This window comes from Bacillus smithii (assembly GCF_001050115.1).
Classification (GTDB): Bacteria; Bacillota; Bacilli; order Bacillales; family DSM-4216; genus Bacillus_O; species Bacillus_O smithii.
Genome location: NZ_CP012024.1, coordinates 2250353 through 2268485, shown reverse-complemented (window position 1 = coordinate 2268485; position 18133 = coordinate 2250353). Strand labels below are relative to the sequence as shown.

Genomic DNA, 18133 nt, shown 5'->3' with positions numbered 1-18133 from the left:
GAGCCTGTCGAACGAAGGCGGGCTCTTCCTCGTTTATTTCAAATAGTATATAATATTTTTGCATGAGTATAACACTTTTAATTGTGTTGGGTGGTGAGGATCATAGAACTTACAAAGCGTCAGGAACAAATATTGCAAATCGTGAAAAATAATGGACCTATTACAGGAGAACATATCGCTGAAAAATTAAATTTAACCCGGGCGACATTGCGTCCGGATTTAGCTATATTAACAATGGCCGGCTTCCTTGACGCAAGACCTCGGGTAGGATATTTTTATACTGGAAAAACGGGCGCGCAGCTGCTGACGGAAAATTTAAAAAAAATTTATGTAAAAGACTATCAATCGATACCCGTCGTTGTGCATAAAAACGTATCGGTTTATGACGCCATTTGCACGATGTTTTTAGAGGATGTCGGCACTTTATTTGTAGTGGATGACGATTCTTTGTTGGTAGGGGTGCTTTCGCGAAAAGATTTATTGAGAGCAAGTATAGGGAAACAAGATCTCAATAGCCTACCGGTAAACATTATCATGACGAGAATGCCCAATATTACGATGTGCTATAAAGATGATCTTTTGATCGATGTCGCCCAAAATTTAATCGAAAAACAGATTGATGCAATGCCTGTAGTAAAAGAAAAAGGAACGGGTTTCGAGGTGATTGGTCGAATCACAAAAACGAATATTGCGAAAGCGTTTGTCGCTTTAGCGAATGAAGATTAATGCCGAGAAAGAGAGAGGACAGTGATGATGAATGAGTGATCCAATTATCTACGTTGTTTCCGACTCTGTTGGCGAGACCGCGGAACTGGTCACAAAAGCTGCCCTCAGCCAGTTTGACGGTTCATATACGGTCCTCAAACGCTTTCCATACGTAGAGGAAATTTCTCATATTGAGGAAGTTATTTCTTTAGCCAAATTGGATAACGGAATGATTGTCTATACGTTAGTAAAGCCTGAAATGCGCCGATATTTGCAGGAGCGAGCCAAGAAGGAAAACATACAATCCTTTGATGTTATAGGTCCCATCATTGATGAGTTGGAGAATATGTTTCAGAAAAAGCCGCTGTACGAACCGGGACTTGTCCGCCGACTGGACGATGAATATTTTAAAAAGGTGGAAGCAATCGAGTTTGCTGTCAAATATGACGATGGACGAGATCCACGAGGATTAATGAAAGCTGATATAGTGTTGGTCGGTGTTTCCAGAACTTCCAAAACTCCTCTGTCCCAATATTTGGCGCACAAACGTTATAAAGTAGCCAATGTTCCGATTGTACCAGAAGTGGATCCGCCTGAAGAGCTGTTCAAAGTACCGAAAGAAAAATGCTTTGGTTTAAAAATTGGACCGCAAAAATTGAATCAAATTCGGAGGGAACGGCTGATTACTTTAGGGTTGGATGATCAAGCCAGCTATGCACAGTTGGACAGAATCAATAAAGAATTAGAGTATTTTGATTCCATCGCCAAAAAAATTGGTTGTGAAGTCATAGATGTAACGAATAAAGCGGTGGAAGAAACGGCCAATATTATCATAGAAAAAATTCGAAAAAAATAAGCGCATAATCACATGATTGTGTGCTTCTTTCCTTTTGAAAAAGAATTAGCTTTGACGATCCTTCTAATGTCTTGCCAAATGAAATAAAAAATAGCCAAATAAAAAAGTTTGTATTATAATAAAAAATTGTGATAAAAATATCTATTCAAGGTTTAGACTGGCCTCATTACGAATAAACTATTTATGGTGATATGTCAAAGACCGGGGCAATGGATACCCAGCGGCCAAATTGCTATCTGTTTGAACAGCCCGTAAACCTACACCAGAGAAAGAAAGAGAAAAGGATGATGATTCATTAATCGTCATAGGTCGGAACGGTGGAGAATAAGAGTGAATCGTCACTTGATGAATGCTGGCGAGAAAGCCGTGAGAAAATTCGACAAACCTGGCTACACTTCTTTTTGACAGGAAACTTGCTGTGAAAAAGAAGGAATCCACCATATGGTGTAGAATAATTAATTTATGACAAAGAAGAAAAGAACGATGAATATTTTTGTCGATGCAGATTCCTGCCCTGTAAAAAAGGAAATTATTTCGTTGGCAAATGAATATGGCTTGAATGTGTTCTTTGTGGCATCGTACAAACACCAGCCGTCTGAAGAAATTGGAGGCATATGGAAATATGTCGACTCCCATTTTCAAGCTGTGGATCTGTTCATAGTCAACCATTTGCAAAAAGGAGATCTGTTGATTACACAAGATATTGGATTAGCAAGTTTGGCCACCTCAAAAGGAGGGTATGCTTTTTCGCCGCGGGGGAATCAATACAGCGAGAGTGAGATGGCTTACATTTTGGACATACGGCATCTCCAGGCAAAGGCACGCCGGTCAGGACGTTTTGAAAAAGGGGCAAGGCCTTTTACAGACGCTGACAGGAAGCAATTTTTAAAAAAAGTACGGAGATTTTTGTCGAAGTATGAAGGATAAATTCGACACTTTCGCGAATGTAATAAGCTGGTGATCTTTTATGGCAGGAAAAATCCCTGAGGAAACGCTTGACAGAATTAAACATTCGGTGAATATTGTCGATGTTATTCATGACTATGTTCAATTAAGCAAACAAGGGAAAAATTATTTTGGTCTTTGTCCGTTTCATGGCGAAAAAACCCCATCTTTTTCGGTTTCCCCTGATAAACAGATTTATCACTGTTTCGGCTGTGGAGCAGGGGGAAATGTTTTTACCTTTCTGATGGAAATCGAAAATATTTCTTTTCAAGAAGCGGCTGTCCAATTAGCGGAAAGAGCCGGGATCAAGCTGAATGTGGACGTAACAGCCGAACCCGTTCAAGCGTTGCCGAAGGACCATGAACTCATGATGTCTGCTCATGAGCTTCTAGCTAAATTCTACCATCATTTGCTGATAAATACAAAAGAAGGCCAAAATGCACTGGAATATTTATTCTCGAGAGGCTTCACAAAAGATCAAATAGAAAAATTCCAAATTGGCTGGTCTCCAACGGGGTGGAACGTCGCTGCGCTTTTTTTAAAAAGAAGAGGGTTTCCGATTTCATTGATGGAAAAAGCGGGTCTTGTTATCCGCCACGAAGGAAAAGGAGACTACTATGACCGATTTCGCGATCGAATTATGTTCCCTTTGCATGATTCGAAAGGAAGGGTCGTGGCGTTTTCCGGACGAAGTTTGAGGGATCTGCAGCCGAAATATTTGAACAGTCCGGAAACTCCCATATTTCATAAGAGCCGACTCTTATACAACTTGAACCGCTCAAGAAACTCGATTCGAAAAAAACGCCAGTTGATTCTATTTGAAGGATTTGCGGACTGCATAGCAGCGGACCGAGCCGGGATTGACAACGGTGTTTCAACGATGGGCACATCTTTGACGGAAGATCATGTGCATATTATTCGCCGTCTAACCGATGAAGTGTTAATATGTTATGATGGAGACTCTGCCGGAGTTGAAGCAGCATTTCGGGCCGGGAATCTTCTTGAAGAGGCTGGCTGCCGTGTGAAAGTTTCCGTCATTCCCGACAACTTGGACCCCGACGATTACATTCAAACATATGGCGGAGATAAATTCCGTCTGGATGTTATAGAGGCCAGCATGACGTATATGGCTTTTAAAATGCAGTATTATAAACGGGGGAAAAATCTTCAAAAAGAAGATGAGAAACTTCAGTATATCGATGAAATATTGAAAGAAATTACAAAGCTTTCAAAGGCGGTGGAGCGCGATTATTATATGAGACAGCTGGCGGAAGAATTTTCGATCTCATTGGACGCGTTAAAATGGCAACAGCGTCAAATATATTATGCAGAAAAACGGAATTTGCCGCCATCGCGACCGAATTGGGCAGGGAGAATTTCCGAAATGCCTTCAACCGGAAAAATATACCCTGCCTATATAACGGCAGAACGCCGCTTGATTGCTTATATGCTGCAAGATCCTGAATTAACGTATCAAATCCACGAAAAACTGGCCGGGGAGACTTTCAATCTGGATGAGCATCAAGCAATTTTCACTTATTTATTAGGTTATTACGAAGAGGGAAAGCCCCCTGATGCCAGTGCTTTCATCAATTTTCTGCCGGATCCGAATTTAAGAAAAACGGTGACGGAAATAGAAATGATGAATGTCAACATGGATGTCTCGGATGAAGAAATAAATGATTATATAAATGAAGTGTTAAATCACCAAAAAATGTTAAAAATAAAAGCGAAGATGGAAGAAAGCAAAAGAGCAGAACAACAACATGATTATAAAAAAGCGGCAGCCATAGCCATGGAAGTTATGCAATTAAGAAAGATGTTGAAAAGGAAAGGCAGTTTCAAGGATGTTGGAAGGAGGGGAACTAATGGCTGAAAAGTCAACACGTTCCAAAGAAGTTGAGCCTGAATTAACACTAGATAAAGTAAAAAATCAAATAGTGGAAAAAGGAAAGAAACGCGGTGAGCTTTCATACGATTATATAGCCGATAAACTATCGAATTTTGATCTTGATTCCGAACAAATGGATGATTTTTATGAATACTTGAACGAACAGGGAATAGAAATCGTCAATGAAGATAGCGATCATGAAGAGGATCCTGATATTCATGAGCTCTCAAAAGAAGAGGAAGAAGAATTTGATTTAAACGATTTAAGTGTTCCGCCTGGAGTTAAAATTAATGACCCTGTTCGTATGTATTTAAAAGAAATTGGGCGTGTTGATCTTCTCTCCGCTGAAGAAGAAATTGAGCTGGCAAAACGTATTGAACAAGGGGATGAAGAAGCAAAACGCCGTTTGGCAGAAGCGAATTTGCGTCTTGTTGTAAGCATTGCGAAGCGGTATGTTGGGAGAGGCATGCTGTTCCTTGACTTAATCCAAGAAGGTAACATGGGGCTGATTAAAGCCGTTGAAAAATTTGATTACCGAAAAGGATACAAATTCAGCACCTATGCAACATGGTGGATTCGTCAAGCGATTACTCGCGCTATTGCAGACCAAGCAAGAACCATTCGGATTCCGGTTCATATGGTTGAAACGATCAACAAGCTGATTCGAGTTCAGCGGCAATTGCTTCAAGATTTAGGCCGCGAACCGACTCCGGAAGAAATCGGAGAAGAAATGGATTTTTCTCCTGAAAAGGTACGAGAAATCTTAAAAATTGCCCAAGAGCCAGTTTCGCTTGAAACACCGATCGGGGAAGAAGACGATTCTCATTTAGGCGATTTCATCGAAGATCATGAAGCCACTTCACCGTCGGAGCACGCAGCTTATGAGTTATTGAAAGAACAGCTTGAAGATGTTCTCGATACTTTAACGGACCGTGAAGAAAATGTCTTGCGCCTGCGCTTTGGTCTGGATGACGGCAGAACTCGTACTTTGGAAGAAGTCGGGAAAGTGTTTGGCGTTACCAGAGAACGTATTCGCCAAATTGAAGCGAAAGCATTGCGCAAACTTCGCCATCCAAGCCGCAGCAAAAGATTAAAAGACTTTTTAGAATAATTTCATTTTGCCTTTAAAGTTTACTTCTTTTGAAGTAAACTTTTTTTGTCGAAGAAAACGAATCATTGTGAATCTGAACGGCATTGAAAATCAGTGCCTATATTGCAATGGGAAGTGGGTTGAACATGGATAAGCGAAAGCAAATCATTATCAAAGAAATCTTATTTTGGAAGCAAAATAAGATGCTGCCTGAAAAATATTGCGATTATTTACTAACACTATACAGTGAAGGAGAAGAACTAAACTCAGCCGCTCATTTGCCACGGTTCCATCGATCATATCGAATTCTGCAAGCCATATTGTTGCTGTTCATTCCAATTTCATTATTTGTCCTTTATTTTACTGAAATGCCTTTCATAATGCAAATGGCGATTTTGACAATTTTTGTCGTTTTATTGATAGGAGCGGGTATCTACTATGGACGAAAAGGATTTTTTGTGCAGTTCATATTTCTATCTGCAGCGCTCATTTTTTTATTTTTCACAATCAAAATCCATGATAAGTTTTTGTCGGGAAATTCTATCAGCCTGTATTTGATTATTTTGATGAATTGCCTTTTATGGATAGCGGTTGGAAAAACCAAAAAATTACTATATTTTACTATTTCGGGGATTGCAGGAATATTCATAACCTTTGTTTTCATCCTGTTTCATTCTTGAGGAGAGGGAGGCTTCGGATGAATATTTGTTGACGAGAAATGATAAAATATAAGTCGAATTCTTTTTTCTGAAAACGGAAAAACGGGAAAAAATTAACAATCAAGGACTTTTCCTCATCCGGTTTTTGAAGTAAAATAGAAGGTGTTTGTACTGTGAAGATTGAAATCGCATACATAAAGGAGGGAATAGCATGAATCGAAATCCAATTATTCCGTTTTTGCTGATTATGGTATTTGGAATCGGCCTGGTGTTTTTCTTATCATTAAAAGGTCTAAATGACAGCGAACAGGCTGCCAAAGAAAAAAAGGGCGGCGGCGAAAAAACGGAACAGACAGCTGAGACTTTTGACCCCGAAGGTTTCTTTAAACAAACATGTGCGGGCTGCCACGGGCAAAATTATGAAGGCGGCGTAGGGCCATCCTTAAAAGGGGTTGGCAAGAAATTATCCAAAGATCAAATCAAAAACATCATTCAGAACGGAAAAGGTGCTATGCCTTCAGGACTTGTGTCCGCTGACCATGCTGACCAAATGGCAGACTGGCTGATGAAATTAAAATAATGGTATCAAAGTTCTTTGCTGATCGACGCAAAGAGCTTTTTTTGTGGCAGCATTCCGTTTAAAATAGATGAGGAAAGAAAAATGGTTAAGTGGTGAAAACATGAATATCCATCAATTATCGAAACGTCTGGAAACTGTGGCAGAATACATACCGAAACATTCAACAGTGGCTGATATCGGCTCTGACCACGCTTATTTGCCTTGCTACGCTGTAAAGAAAGGATTGGCAAAAGCGGCTGTCGCCGGGGAGATTGCAGAAGGTCCTTTTCAATCGGCGAAGAAGCAAGTGCAATCTTCCGAACTGGAACATTTAATTGACGTCCGTAAAGGAGACGGACTGGAAGTGATAGCAAAAGGAGAAGTTGATTGCATCGTCATTGCCGGAATGGGTGGCAGTTTAATCGCCTCCATTTTAGAAGCGGGAAAAGAAAAGCTCCCGGGAGTAAGCCGGCTTATTCTTCAGCCGAACGTCGGATCTGGACAAGTTCGAGAATGGCTTTTAAAAAACGGTTGGGAAATCGTCGACGAACAAATTCTGGAAGAAGATGCAAAAATATATGAAATTATCGTCGCCGAAAAAGGGGACCCGTATCGCCCTTATGATCAGTTGGAAGCCGGCATTTTAATGGGACCGATCTTATTAAAAAAGAAAAACGACGCTTTTTATCAAAAATGGAAGCATGAATATGAAAAGTGGGGAAATATTCTTAACCAATTAAATAAAGCAGAATCAGCGGATAAGACAGTGGAAAAACGTACCGAACTCATGAAAAAAAGGAATTTGGTAAAGGAGGCGCTGGGATTATGAAAACAGTCAATGGACATGAAGTGATCCAGTGGTTTGAACGCTTTGCTCCTAAATCTTACGCGATGGAAGGCGATAAAATTGGTTTACAAGTGGGAAGACTGAATCAGCCAGTGAAACGGGTGCTGATTGCTCTGGATGTGTTAGAGGAAGTAGTCGATGAAGCCATTGAGCAAAACGTTCAATTAATTATTGCTCATCATCCGCCCATTTTCCGTCCATTAAAAGCGATACGGACGGACGAACCGAGTGGAAGAATAATGGAAAAATTAATCAAAAACGACATTGCCGTCTATGCCGCTCATACCAATCTTGACATTGCTCCCGGTGGCGTCAATGATTTATTGGCTGAATGTTTGCAGCTGGAAGACACGGAAGTGCTCGTCCCGACCATCGAAGAGCAATTGAATAAACTAGCTGTTTATGTGCCTATCGACCATGCAGAAGAAGTCCGAAAAGCAATAGGAGATGCCGGTGCCGGTTTTATTGGCGAGTACAGTCATTGTTCTTTTTCGGTAACGGGAACAGGAAGATTTCTTCCAGGGAGTCATGCTAATCCTTATATTGGCGAAAGAGGAAAACTGGAAGAAGTACAGGAAGTAAGAATTGAAACGATTTATCCAAAACGGTTGGAGAAAAAGATTTTGACAGCGATGCTGAAAGCACATCCATATGAAGAAGTGGCGTATGATCTTTACCCTCTGGAAAATAAAGGAGAAATTCTTGGGCTAGGGAGAATTGGCAAACTAAAGCAAGAAATGACGCTCGAAGAATTTGCCCGTTTTGTGAAATCCCAGTTGGAAGTAGAAGGTGTGAGAGTCGTAGGAGATTTGAAGAGCAGAGTGAGAAAAGTGGCTGTTCTTGGCGGCGACGGCAACAAATATTATCAATCGGCTGTGTTTAAAGGCGCCGATGTATATGTGACGGGAGACATGTATTATCATACCGCCCATGATGCCATGATGGCTGGTTTAAATATAGTCGACCCGGGACATAATGTGGAAAAAGTAATGAAAACAGGGGTGGCCAAAATATTATCCGCCATTTCGGACGAAAAAGGGGCGGACGTAGAGTTTATTCCTTCAAAAGTCAATACGGATCCGTTTCGGTTTTTATAATTTGCTTATGATTTGATCTCTACTGTTGACGATGCCTCATTTTGTGGGGAATAAAAAACCGGCAAAGGCTGTGGATCAGCCTTTTGCCGGTTTTTTTGGATGTTTAATTTTAGGCAAGATCTTTTCAAGCGGAACTTTCTTTTCGCGGACCCAAGTCGTTTCGTCATTTGGATCAAAGACTTCCAAAAATTCAATCACTTCTCTTACGATCGGCGTCGGTGTGGAAGCTCCTGCGGTAACAGCCACTTTTTTCACGTCTTTAATCCAATCGATTTCAATCTCGGTAATATCGGAAACGCGGTAAGCTTTTGTTCCTGCAATTTCTTCAGACACTTGGGCTAGACGGTTGGAATTGTTGCTCTTAGGATCTCCAACCACAATCAAAACATCCGCTTCTTTTGCCTGTTCAGCAACCGCTTCTTGGCGCACTTGAGTGGCAAGGCATATTTCTTTATGAGTTTCCGCTTGTGGATATTTTTCTTTCACTTTGTCCATAATGTGTGCGACATCCCATTGGCTCATGGTCGTTTGGTTGGTCACGATCACTTTATCATTTTGGATGGACAAATTCTCAACATCTTCCGGCGTTTCCACCAAATGTACAATGTCGGGCGCCACCCCAACTGCTCCTTCCGGCTCGGGATGCCCTTTTTTGCCGATATAGATGACATCATATCCTTGTTCTTTTTTTTCGCGGATTAATTCATGGGTCTTTGTGACATCCGGACAGGTAGCGTCAATTGTCACCAGTCCTTTTTCTTTGGCCAGCTTTCTGACTTCCGGCGAGACGCCATGGGCGGTAAAAATAACCGTTCCTTTATCGACTTTTTGCAAAATTTCTTTGCGGTTTTTTCCGTCTAATGTAATGATCCCTTCTTTTTCAAACGCCTCTGTGACATGCTGATTATGAACAATCATGCCTAAAATATGAATGGGGCGGGGAAGGGTTTTATCTAAAGCGGCATTGCGGGCGATGACCATGGCATCTACAACGCCGTAGCAATAACCGCGAGGTGATATTTTAATGACTTCCATGCGCTAAAATCCCCCTGTACAATAATAGAATTCGGGTCCTTACGATTTTTATTATATAGGAGGATACAAAAGAAGACAAAGAAAGATTGTTTGGGTCCGTTATTGTAAAATAAGAATAGCCTTGTTAAATATAGAGTTTAGGAACGGATTCGCCGCTTCTTTTCTCCGCTTTGGCGGACGATGCTTTTTTGCTTTTTTGGATGCGGGATCTTTTTGTCTGATGAGAAGAGCTGGATGCTTTTTTTGCGCTGTCCTTTTTTTCGGTGTTTTCTGCCTCTTCATGACTGTCTTCATCCGGTGAATCGGATTCTGTATCTGCGTCTGCGTCTGCATCTTCTTCGGCGGTAGCATTTTTAAATCCTTTGTAAAGCCTCCACATAGCCGGCAAATTTCTCACCATAGGCCCGTATTGCTGGATCATAGGCCCGATTTGCTGAGCAGTATTTAAAACTTGCTGGGTATTTGCTAAAAATTTATTCAGTGTTCCGGGGGAAGCAAGATTTTGGACAGGGGACTGGCCGATCAAGGAAGCGGGGCGTTCGAAACCGGTCATCCCGGGAAAAGCGGTGTTGCCCATTCGTCCCGATCGATTCAAAAGTCGCGACAATAATCCCCCGCCGCGGGCAGGTCTGCTCACAGGAGATCTGGCAAAAGGTGGAAAAGATTGAAAAGGCTGCGTTGGCTGCGGTCCGCGAAAAAGATTGAAACCTCTTTGTACAGGGGGCATTTGTCTAGGGGGCATGTACGTTCCTCCTTTCTGATACGATTACACTCTTTTATAGAATATGCAAGGAAGATATAAATTGAAACATCTTGTCAGCGAGCTCTTTTCCAATGAAGAACAAGTTGACATTTCTCAAACAGTTACGGCGAAAACGGATTGGTAAAAGAAATGAAGTATGAACTCTTGGCATCGATCTCTTGATAAAAGAAAAAAAGGCTAAGGCACATAAACAGGCTGAAAAGCGGGAAAAGGTTTTTGGTTAAAGAAGAAGCGATGAAAATCGAATTTTGACTCAATCATACAGAAAAGATGAGGGCAGAGAGAAAAAAGGGGAGTTTATAATCCGAAAAATAGAAAGAAAAGATGATTTATTGGATTGATTATTATATAATGTGGCAATGGAAATGACCTTCAAGGAGTGGCTTAAATGATCAACCATCAATTTAAGAAATTTGGATTTCAGCCTTTTCTTAATAAAGCAATTGAAGAATTAGGATTTTATCAACCTACAGAAATACAGGAAAAAATGATCCCTTTGATCTTGAAAGGGGAGAGTGCGGTCGGCCAGTCGCAAACGGGGACAGGGAAAACGCACTCCTATTTGCTGCCGATTTTGGAAAAAATTGATCCGGAAAAACAAGAGGTGCAAGCTGTCATAACGGCTCCGACGAGAGAATTGGCCAGTCAAATTCACCAAGAAATAGTATCGATTACGAAGTTTTCTGAGAAGACGATCACCGCCCGTTGCCTAATAGGCGGAACGGATAAACAAAAAGATATGGAAAAGTTAAAAAAACAGCCGCATCTTGTGGTTGGTACACCTGGAAGGATTCGTGATTTGATTACAGAGCAGGCTTTATCCGTTTATAAAGCTCAAATTCTTGTGGTGGATGAAGCGGATTTGATGCTGGACATGGGGTTTATAGTGGAAGTGGACCAAATTGCCAGCCGAATGGACAAAGATTTGCAAATGCTTGTTTTTTCTGCAACCATTCCGGAAAAATTAAAGCCTTTTATAAAAAAATATATGGAAAACCCGGAATACGTTCAAGTACAGCCTAAAAAAGCGTCGGCAGAGACAATCGAACATATTCTAGTCCCTCTGAAAAGTCGGGAAAAAATCGACTTGCTTTATCAGCTGCTGATTGCCTTTAACCCCTATCTGGCTTTGGTTTTTACCAATACGAAACAAATGGCAGATGAAGTGGCAGATGCGTTAGCAGCAAAAGGATTAAAAACGGGAAGAATTCATGGCGATTTAACTCCCCGCGAAAGAAAGAAAATGATGAAACAAATCCGCGACCTTGAGTTTCAATATATAGTGGCCACAGATTTGGCGGCTAGGGGTATTGATATTGAGGGAGTCAGCCATGTAATAAATTACGAATTGCCGCAAGATCTCGATTTTTATATTCACCGTTCAGGACGGACCGGTCGGGCGGGCTTTTCAGGAATATGTGCTTCAATTTATACCCCGAGCGATGAAGATATTTTAAATCGTTTGGAGAAAAGAGGAATTCGCTTCTTGCATCGTGATATTCAAAAGGACGCCATTATAGAAATTCCGGATCGGAACAGAAGGAAAAACCGGGAGAAGATGGCAGATGAAACAGAATTAAAAGCGAAAGCCCTCGTACGCAAGCCTAAAAAAGTGAAGCCGGGTTATAAGAAAAAAATCAGACAGGAAATAGAAAAATTAAAGCGAAGAGAAAAACGATTGAAAGCGAAAAAGAAATAAACCTTTTGTTCGATGACACGAAAGCAGCAACACCATTGGTGAACCGCTGCATTTAAAGGATAAGGAAAAGGGAGCTGAAACGGATGTTGAAAATAGGGTCTCATGTTTCAATGAGCGGGAAAAAAATGCTTTTAGCGGCGAGCGAGGAAGCTGTTTCCTATGGGGCGAACACGTTTATGATTTATACCGGTGCACCGCAAAATACGAGACGCAAGAAAATAGAAGATTTAAATATAGAAGCGGGCCGCAAGCATATGGAGGAACATGGAATTACGGAAATTATCGTCCATGCACCTTATATTATTAATATCGGTAATGCCAAAAACCCGGATACGTTTCAATTAGGTGTTGACTTTTTGCGCAGCGAAATTGAAAGAACAGAAGCGATCGGAGCTAAACAAATTGTTCTCCATCCCGGCGCCCATGTCGGAGAAGGACCGGAAGTCGGCATTAAAAAAATTATTGAAGGTCTAAACGAAGTATTGACTCGTGAGCAAAATGTACAAATTGCGTTGGAGACGATGGCTGGAAAAGGTTCGGAATGCGGAAGGACATTTGAAGAATTGGCGATGATCATCGATGGTGTGGTTCATAATGACAAGCTTTCCGTATGCTTTGATACGTGTCATACACACGATGCAGGATATCCGATTGTCGAAGATTTCGATGGAGTGCTTGAGGAATTTGACCGAATCATCGGCATTGATCGTTTAAAGGTGCTGCATGTGAACGACAGCAAAAATGAAAGAGGGTCCCGTAAAGACCGCCATGAAAATATTGGCTTTGGTCATATAGGCTTCAAAGCTCTTCATTATATAATTTATCATCCACAATTAGAAGATGTGCCAAAAATTTTGGAAACGCCGTATGTAGGGGAAGATAAGAAAAACAAAAAACCACCGTATAAATTTGAAATCGAAATGATCCGTAGCCAAAAGTTCGATGAGAATCTTCTGCAAAAAATTGCAGAAAGCTGATTAGAGAACAGAGAACTCCAAAGCCCTTTTCGATAAGCCGCAAGCGGGGAATATAAAGGCAAGGAAAAGGGCCAGGAGTTTTTCGCCTTTATCTTTGCTGTTTTCATCACCGTCATTCTGAGTTCATAAACAATATAAACAGCTCATTGATTTCTTTTGCTTTTTTCGGTCCGATGATTTTAGCGATTTCCTTGATTAGCTGAGTCCGCTGCTTATCATCAAACAAGTCGATTTTTTTTCCGCGCAAATGCGCCGCAATCGCATCTGCTTGTTCTTTCGTGATCGAAATTTTGAACTGTTTTCCCCATTTATAAAGTTCTGTTCCCGTCATGGTGCTGATTTTATGATTGATCATCGTTTGAATAAATTTCAACGCCCATCACTCCCTGATTCACTATATGCGTCAACTTGAAAATTGTGTCTATAAAAAGGGAATGGAACGGAGAATTTTCATTTTCGTTTACTTATTGGCGTTTTTCATGTATACTTCACTTATCTATAAATCGGAATCATTCTGAAAAATGAGAATGAAAATCGCCCTGAAAGCGATGATTAAAATCAAATAAAATTCGTTAAGCATATAGGTTTGAAAATATTCATAGTTTTTTCTGGCATTAGAACGGTTATTTATTTTGTCCATGAGCTCGGCAGCATACGGAAAATGACACAGTGGGGGTGCAATGTATGGAAGTAGCAGAAGCCATTTCGATTTTGAAAGAAAAAGGATTTAAACATACGGATAAAAGGGAGGATTTGCTTGCATTATTTGCCAAGCACGATAAGTATTTATCGGCCAAAGAAGTGCTGGAGATGATGAAAGGCCGTTATCCGGGCGTCAGCTTTGACACGATTTACCGGAACTTGGCTTTATTTGTCAAAATCGGAATATTAGAAGATACGGAACTAAACGGAGAAAAATTGTTTCGGTTTTCTTGTTCTGCCATGGAGCATCATCACCATTTTATTTGTCTATCTTGCGGAAAAACAAAGGAAATTCATATTTGCCCGATGAATTCGATTCAAGAAAATTTGGACGGATATGAAATCGCAGATCATAAATTTGAAGTGTATGGAACATGTCCAGAATGCAGAAACGGCGAAAAATAAGGATTTTTCCCTTATTCTTCGCCGTTTTTTTGATGGGTTCCTACGTACTCACTGTTAAAATAATCGTTTTACAATATCATTTGCTTCTTTCCACGAGTCGACCCGCATCACTCCTTTAGGGACCGGCTCCTGGTTGTAAGGGGTATTGAACAAAATAACCGGAATATCCAATTCTTTATGGATTGAAACAGCATTGTCATGCTTATCCTCAAAAAATATATCCACTTCATGTTTTTTAGCGGCCTCGATTTTGTGGTGAGTCCCGATCAATTCAATGTGATCATAGAGGATGTCGTTCTCTTCAAACCATTTTTTTGTAATATCGAACGCATGATCGCCTCTTGCGCTGATAAAGAACAGCTGAAAACGTTTTTTCCATTCTGTTAATACTTCTTTTGCTCCTTCTGCAATCGGGGAAAGTTTATATATGAGCGGTTCCTTTTCCGTGTACCATTTGTTAAAAATGTCTGCCGGGATATTTAATGCTTCTGTTAAATCATATTTTGTAATATCTTTTAAAGTGATGTTTAATTGGAAGTCTTGGTTGATAAAAGGAATTAAACTGTCAGGGGATGTTACTGTACCATCGATATCTATGCCAAACCGTTTTTGTTTCATTTCTCTCTGCTCCTTTGATTCATCCTGCTTTTTTCTGTTGGTCGCTTTTACGGTAATCCGTTGCAAATAAAAGTGTATCATACTTTATTTTTATAAGATACAAAAGGTTTTTCAAACCGAAAGGGCAGGAAAGGTGATGTTGATTAAAATGTCTTTCCTTCAAGTTTTTTACCAAAAGCACCAACCATTCACGGAAGTAATGAGATGCCTGTTCGGTAATATTATAAATGTTCCTGTAACATGGAACCTCAAATGAGCATCCATATTCCGTATGAAAAGCGGGGGATTGCATTGGACGAAGAAAAACAAGGTACAGAAGAAAACGAATATAAAAACACGGATCATAAAGAGGAAACGGCTGCAGAAATTGCCGCACCTGTAATAGATGATCGAGAGGATCATACAGTTCGTGAACGTGAACGGGATGGCGATGAGGAAAACTCCGGAAGTTATATCGGCATCGCCGCGCTGGTGCTTTCCATTATTTCTCTGTTTACTATGCCTATTTTATTTGGCGTTGCCGGCATCATCGTCGGTTTCATGGCCAGAAGAAGAGGGGCTGGGTCGCTTGGAATATGGGCGATCGGCATTGGAGCTGTTGCAGTCGTGATGGGACTTTTTGTCCTTCCGTTCTTTTAGCATTTTACAGAAAAAAAGAGGCTGGCTTAAGCCGGCCTCTTTTTATGCATTTTGTTCTTGCTTTTGTTTTTGATAATATTCTTCTGCAATGGCATCGATTTCTTTTTTCAACTCTTCAACCATTGTTTCTTCAGGTACTTTTCGCACGATTTTTCCTTTTCGGAACAGCAGTCCTTCACCGCGTGCTCCCGCGATGCCTATATCTGCTTCTCTTGCTTCACCAGGACCATTGACGGCGCATCCAAGAACGGCCACTTTAATCGGGGCTTTAATTTTTTGGATATATTCCTCGATTTCGTTTGCAATGCTGATTAAATCAATTTCAATTCGGCCGCATGTCGGGCAGGAAATTAATGTCGCCGCATTGGAAGAAAGACCAAATACTTTTAATAATTCCCGGGCAACCTTTACTTCTTCAACAGGATCGGCGCTTAAAGAAACACGCAAGGTGTTTCCGATGCCTTTGCTAAGAATGGCTCCTAATCCAGCTGCGCTTTTGACGGTGCCGGCAAAAAGTGTTCCAGATTCCGTAATTCCTAGGTGAAGCGGATAATCAAACGTTCTTGCAGCCTTTTCATATGCTTCGATCGCTAAATTGACATCGGAAGCTTTTAAAGACACGATGATATCGTGAAAGTCGAGGTCTTCTAAAATGCGAATATGGTGCAGTGCACTTTCCACCATTCCATCAGCGGTCGGATATCCGTACTTTTCAAGAATTTTTTTCTCAAGACTTCCTGCGTTGACGCCGATTCGGATCGGGACCCCTCTTTCTTTGGCTGCTTTGACAACCGCTTCTACTTTTTCCCGTTTCCCGATATTGCCGGGATTAATCCGAATCTTGTCTGCTCCGCCTTCAATGGCTTTTAAAGCTAATCTATAGTCAAAATGAATATCCGCTACTAATGGGATATGGATTCTTTTCTTTATCTCGGGGATCGCATTTGCTGCTCGTTCATCCGGACATGCAACACGAACAATTTGGCAGCCGGCTTCTTCCAATTGATGAATTTGCCGTACTGTCGCTTCTACATCATGCGTTTTCGTGGTGGTCATGCTTTGAATAATCAATTCATTGCTACCGCCAATCGTTAAATTTCCCACTTTTACCGGCCGCGTTTTTGAACGATGTATAATTTCACCCAAGTGGATTCTCTCCTTTTGATATCATTAAATTAATAAGCTCTTTTCATTAAATAATTGTACCAGTCTTTGTTGAAATAGCAATAAATAAACTTAAGTTCACTCATATACGGGGAATTTATACGTTCTTCCAACCATAATGTTCTCCGGTTTCAGACCGTTGTTTAATGTTTCAAAGTCATGGATGACTTCGTCAATCGATACCGGCAAAGTTCCCTTTTGGATTCGTTCAGCGACCGACAGAACCGTATCTCCCGAGTGGATTTTGATTTCCTTATAAGGAATGGATGAATGGGCGGCAGGTGCTGATAATGAAAATGGGCTGGTTTTTGGTTGGTTTGACGGAAGAGTTCCAATTTTTAGATCATATCCTATGGCTATAATGACGACAACAAGAGCGAGTAACATTCCTAATCTTTTCATATTTGTCCCTCCGTAGTATACCTTATGACCGCTTTGTTCTTTTTATGAAGGGATAGAAAGAATGTTTTTCTGAAACCACGAATATTTTCTTTATGTTTTCTCTTTAAAATGCGTGTTTTTTTGTTGATCGGTGAAAAGGTTTTGAAGTATCGTCGTTTTCCGCTACAATAAATAAAGCATAATGATCTTTCTCTCATGTATGTTTTATTGGGGGCATAAAACTTTCTGTAAAGACATGAAATGAGAATGGTCGAAAGCAAAAAAAGGGAGGAGACTTTTTTGTCGATTCTTTTTTGGATCCTAATATGGATTTGCATCATCATTGCCTTTATCGGACTCATTTATCCGGTCATACCAGGAGTGCTATTTTTGATGGGCGCTTTCTTGCTGTATGGACTGTTTTTTTCATTTGAACCGTTTAGCTGGGTATTTTGGACGGTTCAAGGGATTTTGGTCGTTTTGCTGTTTCTTTCAGATTATATGGTCAATTACTTCGGGGTCCAAAAGGTTGGCGGTTCCAAAGCAGGAATTTGGGGAAGCACAATTGGGCTTATTCTCGGGCCTTTTGTCATTCCGGTTTTCGGTATCGTGATCGGACCGTTTCTTGGCGCGTTGATTGGAGAATGGGTATTTCATCGGACTTCTTTTTCTCAAGCGGTGAGAATTGCTCTTGGTTCTGTTGTGGCCTTTTTTGCGTCCGTATTGACAAAAGGTATCATTCAGATCGCCATGATCGTGTATTTCTTCTGGCAGATTCATTGATGTCATTGACAGATCGATCATCAGGGTGTTATATTGTGGGGTGAAATGAGGAGGACCCTTAGCTCAGCTGGTTAGAGCAGACGGCTCATAACCGTCCGGTCGCAGGTTCGAGTCCTGCAGGGTCCATAGACTTTGTTTAGCCGCAAGATCGTTGCGGTTTTTTTGTCAAAAAAATCGCAGTTTTAATTCAGGCGAGTATTGGGAATCCTATCATTGGTCCTTTCGCGAAGAAAGAATTTCAACAAAACAATCTAGCTTAGATGAAAAGGAAAAAGGACAAATAGGGGGCGGGTACATTCCATTTTGGCAAGTGCTTGC

Annotated in this window: 20 protein-coding genes and 1 tRNA gene; 15 read left to right on the top strand and 6 right to left on the bottom strand. The window is 40.9% G+C overall.

The features are described 5' to 3' along the window. Window positions 1–93 precede the first annotated feature (93 nt). The 9 genes from ccpN (at window position 94) to BSM4216_RS10625 (ending at window position 8649) form a co-directional block, all read left to right on the top strand. Window positions 94–726, top strand: coding sequence for a transcriptional regulator CcpN (ccpN, locus tag BSM4216_RS10665; RefSeq protein ID WP_169799141.1), 633 nt, complete (start codon window positions 94–96; stop codon window positions 724–726). A 31-nt stretch (window positions 727–757) separates the two neighbouring features. Beyond that, window positions 758–1561, top strand: coding sequence for a pyruvate, water dikinase regulatory protein (locus BSM4216_RS10660; RefSeq protein ID WP_048623705.1), 804 nt, complete (start codon window positions 758–760; stop codon window positions 1559–1561). Window positions 1562–2044: 483 nt separating this feature from the next. Continuing rightward, window positions 2045–2488 (top strand): YaiI/YqxD family protein, encoded by a 444-nt coding sequence (locus BSM4216_RS10655; RefSeq protein WP_048623704.1) that lies wholly within the window; start codon window positions 2045–2047, stop codon window positions 2486–2488. 40 nt (window positions 2489–2528) lie between these two features. Then, on the top strand, window positions 2529–4382 hold the full coding sequence (dnaG, locus tag BSM4216_RS10650; protein WP_048623703.1) for a DNA primase: 1854 nt from the start codon (window positions 2529–2531) through the stop codon (window positions 4380–4382). Further along, window positions 4375–5508, top strand: coding sequence for an RNA polymerase sigma factor RpoD (gene rpoD / locus BSM4216_RS10645; protein WP_048623702.1), 1134 nt, complete (start codon window positions 4375–4377; stop codon window positions 5506–5508). Before dnaG ends, rpoD begins: the two co-directional genes overlap by 8 nt. 125 nt (window positions 5509–5633) lie before the next feature. Then, entirely contained in the window at window positions 5634–6167 is a 534-nt protein-coding gene (locus BSM4216_RS10640) for a hypothetical protein (RefSeq protein ID WP_048623701.1), read from the top strand. A gap of 190 nt (window positions 6168–6357) precedes the next feature. Beyond that, the gene (gene cccA / locus BSM4216_RS10635; RefSeq protein WP_048623700.1) at window positions 6358–6726 is read left to right on the top strand and encodes a cytochrome c550; all 369 of its coding nucleotides are present in this window, start codon (window positions 6358–6360) and stop codon (window positions 6724–6726) included. Window positions 6727–6826: 100 nt separating this feature from the next. Next, entirely contained in the window at window positions 6827–7534 is a 708-nt protein-coding gene (locus tag BSM4216_RS10630) for a tRNA (adenine(22)-N(1))-methyltransferase (RefSeq protein ID WP_048623699.1), read from the top strand. Then, window positions 7531–8649 (top strand): Nif3-like dinuclear metal center hexameric protein, encoded by a 1119-nt coding sequence (locus tag BSM4216_RS10625; RefSeq protein WP_048623698.1) that lies wholly within the window; start codon window positions 7531–7533, stop codon window positions 8647–8649. Before BSM4216_RS10630 ends, BSM4216_RS10625 begins: the two co-directional genes overlap by 4 nt. A gap of 75 nt (window positions 8650–8724) precedes the next feature. Here BSM4216_RS10625 and BSM4216_RS10620 read toward each other — a convergent pair whose 3' ends face one another. Both BSM4216_RS10620 and vrrA read right to left on the bottom strand, forming a co-directional pair. After that, window positions 8725–9684: a 4-hydroxy-3-methylbut-2-enyl diphosphate reductase gene (locus BSM4216_RS10620; RefSeq protein ID WP_048623697.1), complete on the bottom strand. Its 960-nt coding sequence runs from the start codon at window positions 9682–9684 to the stop codon at window positions 8725–8727. Window positions 9685–9808: 124 nt separating this feature from the next. Further along, window positions 9809–10426 (bottom strand): VrrA/YqfQ family protein, encoded by a 618-nt coding sequence (vrrA, locus tag BSM4216_RS10615; protein ID WP_048623696.1) that lies wholly within the window; start codon window positions 10424–10426, stop codon window positions 9809–9811. Window positions 10427–10835: 409 nt separating this feature from the next. On the opposite strand from vrrA, the gene BSM4216_RS10610 reads away from it, so the two are divergent. After that, window positions 10836–12146: a DEAD/DEAH box helicase gene (locus BSM4216_RS10610; RefSeq protein ID WP_048623695.1), complete on the top strand. Its 1311-nt coding sequence runs from the start codon at window positions 10836–10838 to the stop codon at window positions 12144–12146. Window positions 12147–12229: 83 nt separating this feature from the next. Then, on the top strand, window positions 12230–13123 hold the full coding sequence (locus BSM4216_RS10605; protein ID WP_003355374.1) for a deoxyribonuclease IV: 894 nt from the start codon (window positions 12230–12232) through the stop codon (window positions 13121–13123). Window positions 13124–13235: 112 nt separating this feature from the next. Here BSM4216_RS10605 and BSM4216_RS10600 read toward each other — a convergent pair whose 3' ends face one another. Further along, window positions 13236–13496: a DUF2624 domain-containing protein gene (locus BSM4216_RS10600; RefSeq protein ID WP_003355373.1), complete on the bottom strand. Its 261-nt coding sequence runs from the start codon at window positions 13494–13496 to the stop codon at window positions 13236–13238. A 311-nt stretch (window positions 13497–13807) separates the two neighbouring features. Between BSM4216_RS10600 and BSM4216_RS10595 the strand changes: the two genes are divergently transcribed. After that, a complete protein-coding gene (locus tag BSM4216_RS10595; RefSeq protein WP_003355372.1) occupies window positions 13808–14230 on the top strand; it encodes a Fur family transcriptional regulator in 423 nt (140 codons plus the stop codon). A 54-nt stretch (window positions 14231–14284) separates the two neighbouring features. Here BSM4216_RS10595 and BSM4216_RS10590 read toward each other — a convergent pair whose 3' ends face one another. Continuing rightward, entirely contained in the window at window positions 14285–14848 is a 564-nt protein-coding gene (locus BSM4216_RS10590; protein WP_048623694.1) for a 5' nucleotidase, NT5C type, read from the bottom strand. Window positions 14849–15100: 252 nt separating this feature from the next. On the opposite strand from BSM4216_RS10590, the gene BSM4216_RS10585 reads away from it, so the two are divergent. Then, window positions 15101–15487, top strand: coding sequence for a DUF4190 domain-containing protein (locus BSM4216_RS10585; RefSeq protein WP_053083251.1), 387 nt, complete (start codon window positions 15101–15103; stop codon window positions 15485–15487). 42 nt (window positions 15488–15529) lie between these two features. Here the strand turns inward: BSM4216_RS10585 and ispG are convergent, their stop codons facing one another. Continuing rightward, window positions 15530–16624 (bottom strand): flavodoxin-dependent (E)-4-hydroxy-3-methylbut-2-enyl-diphosphate synthase, encoded by a 1095-nt coding sequence (ispG, locus tag BSM4216_RS10580; protein ID WP_371836615.1) that lies wholly within the window; start codon window positions 16622–16624, stop codon window positions 15530–15532. 105 nt (window positions 16625–16729) lie between these two features. Continuing rightward, a complete protein-coding gene (locus BSM4216_RS10575) occupies window positions 16730–17053 on the bottom strand; it encodes a hypothetical protein (protein WP_048623692.1) in 324 nt (107 codons plus the stop codon). 279 nt (window positions 17054–17332) lie between these two features. Between BSM4216_RS10575 and BSM4216_RS10570 the strand changes: the two genes are divergently transcribed. Next, on the top strand, window positions 17333–17815 hold the full coding sequence (locus tag BSM4216_RS10570) for a DUF456 domain-containing protein (RefSeq protein ID WP_003355366.1): 483 nt from the start codon (window positions 17333–17335) through the stop codon (window positions 17813–17815). Between the two features lie 52 nt (window positions 17816–17867). Continuing rightward, window positions 17868–17941 (top strand) — tRNA-Ile (locus tag BSM4216_RS10565). Window positions 17942–18133 lie beyond the last annotated feature (192 nt).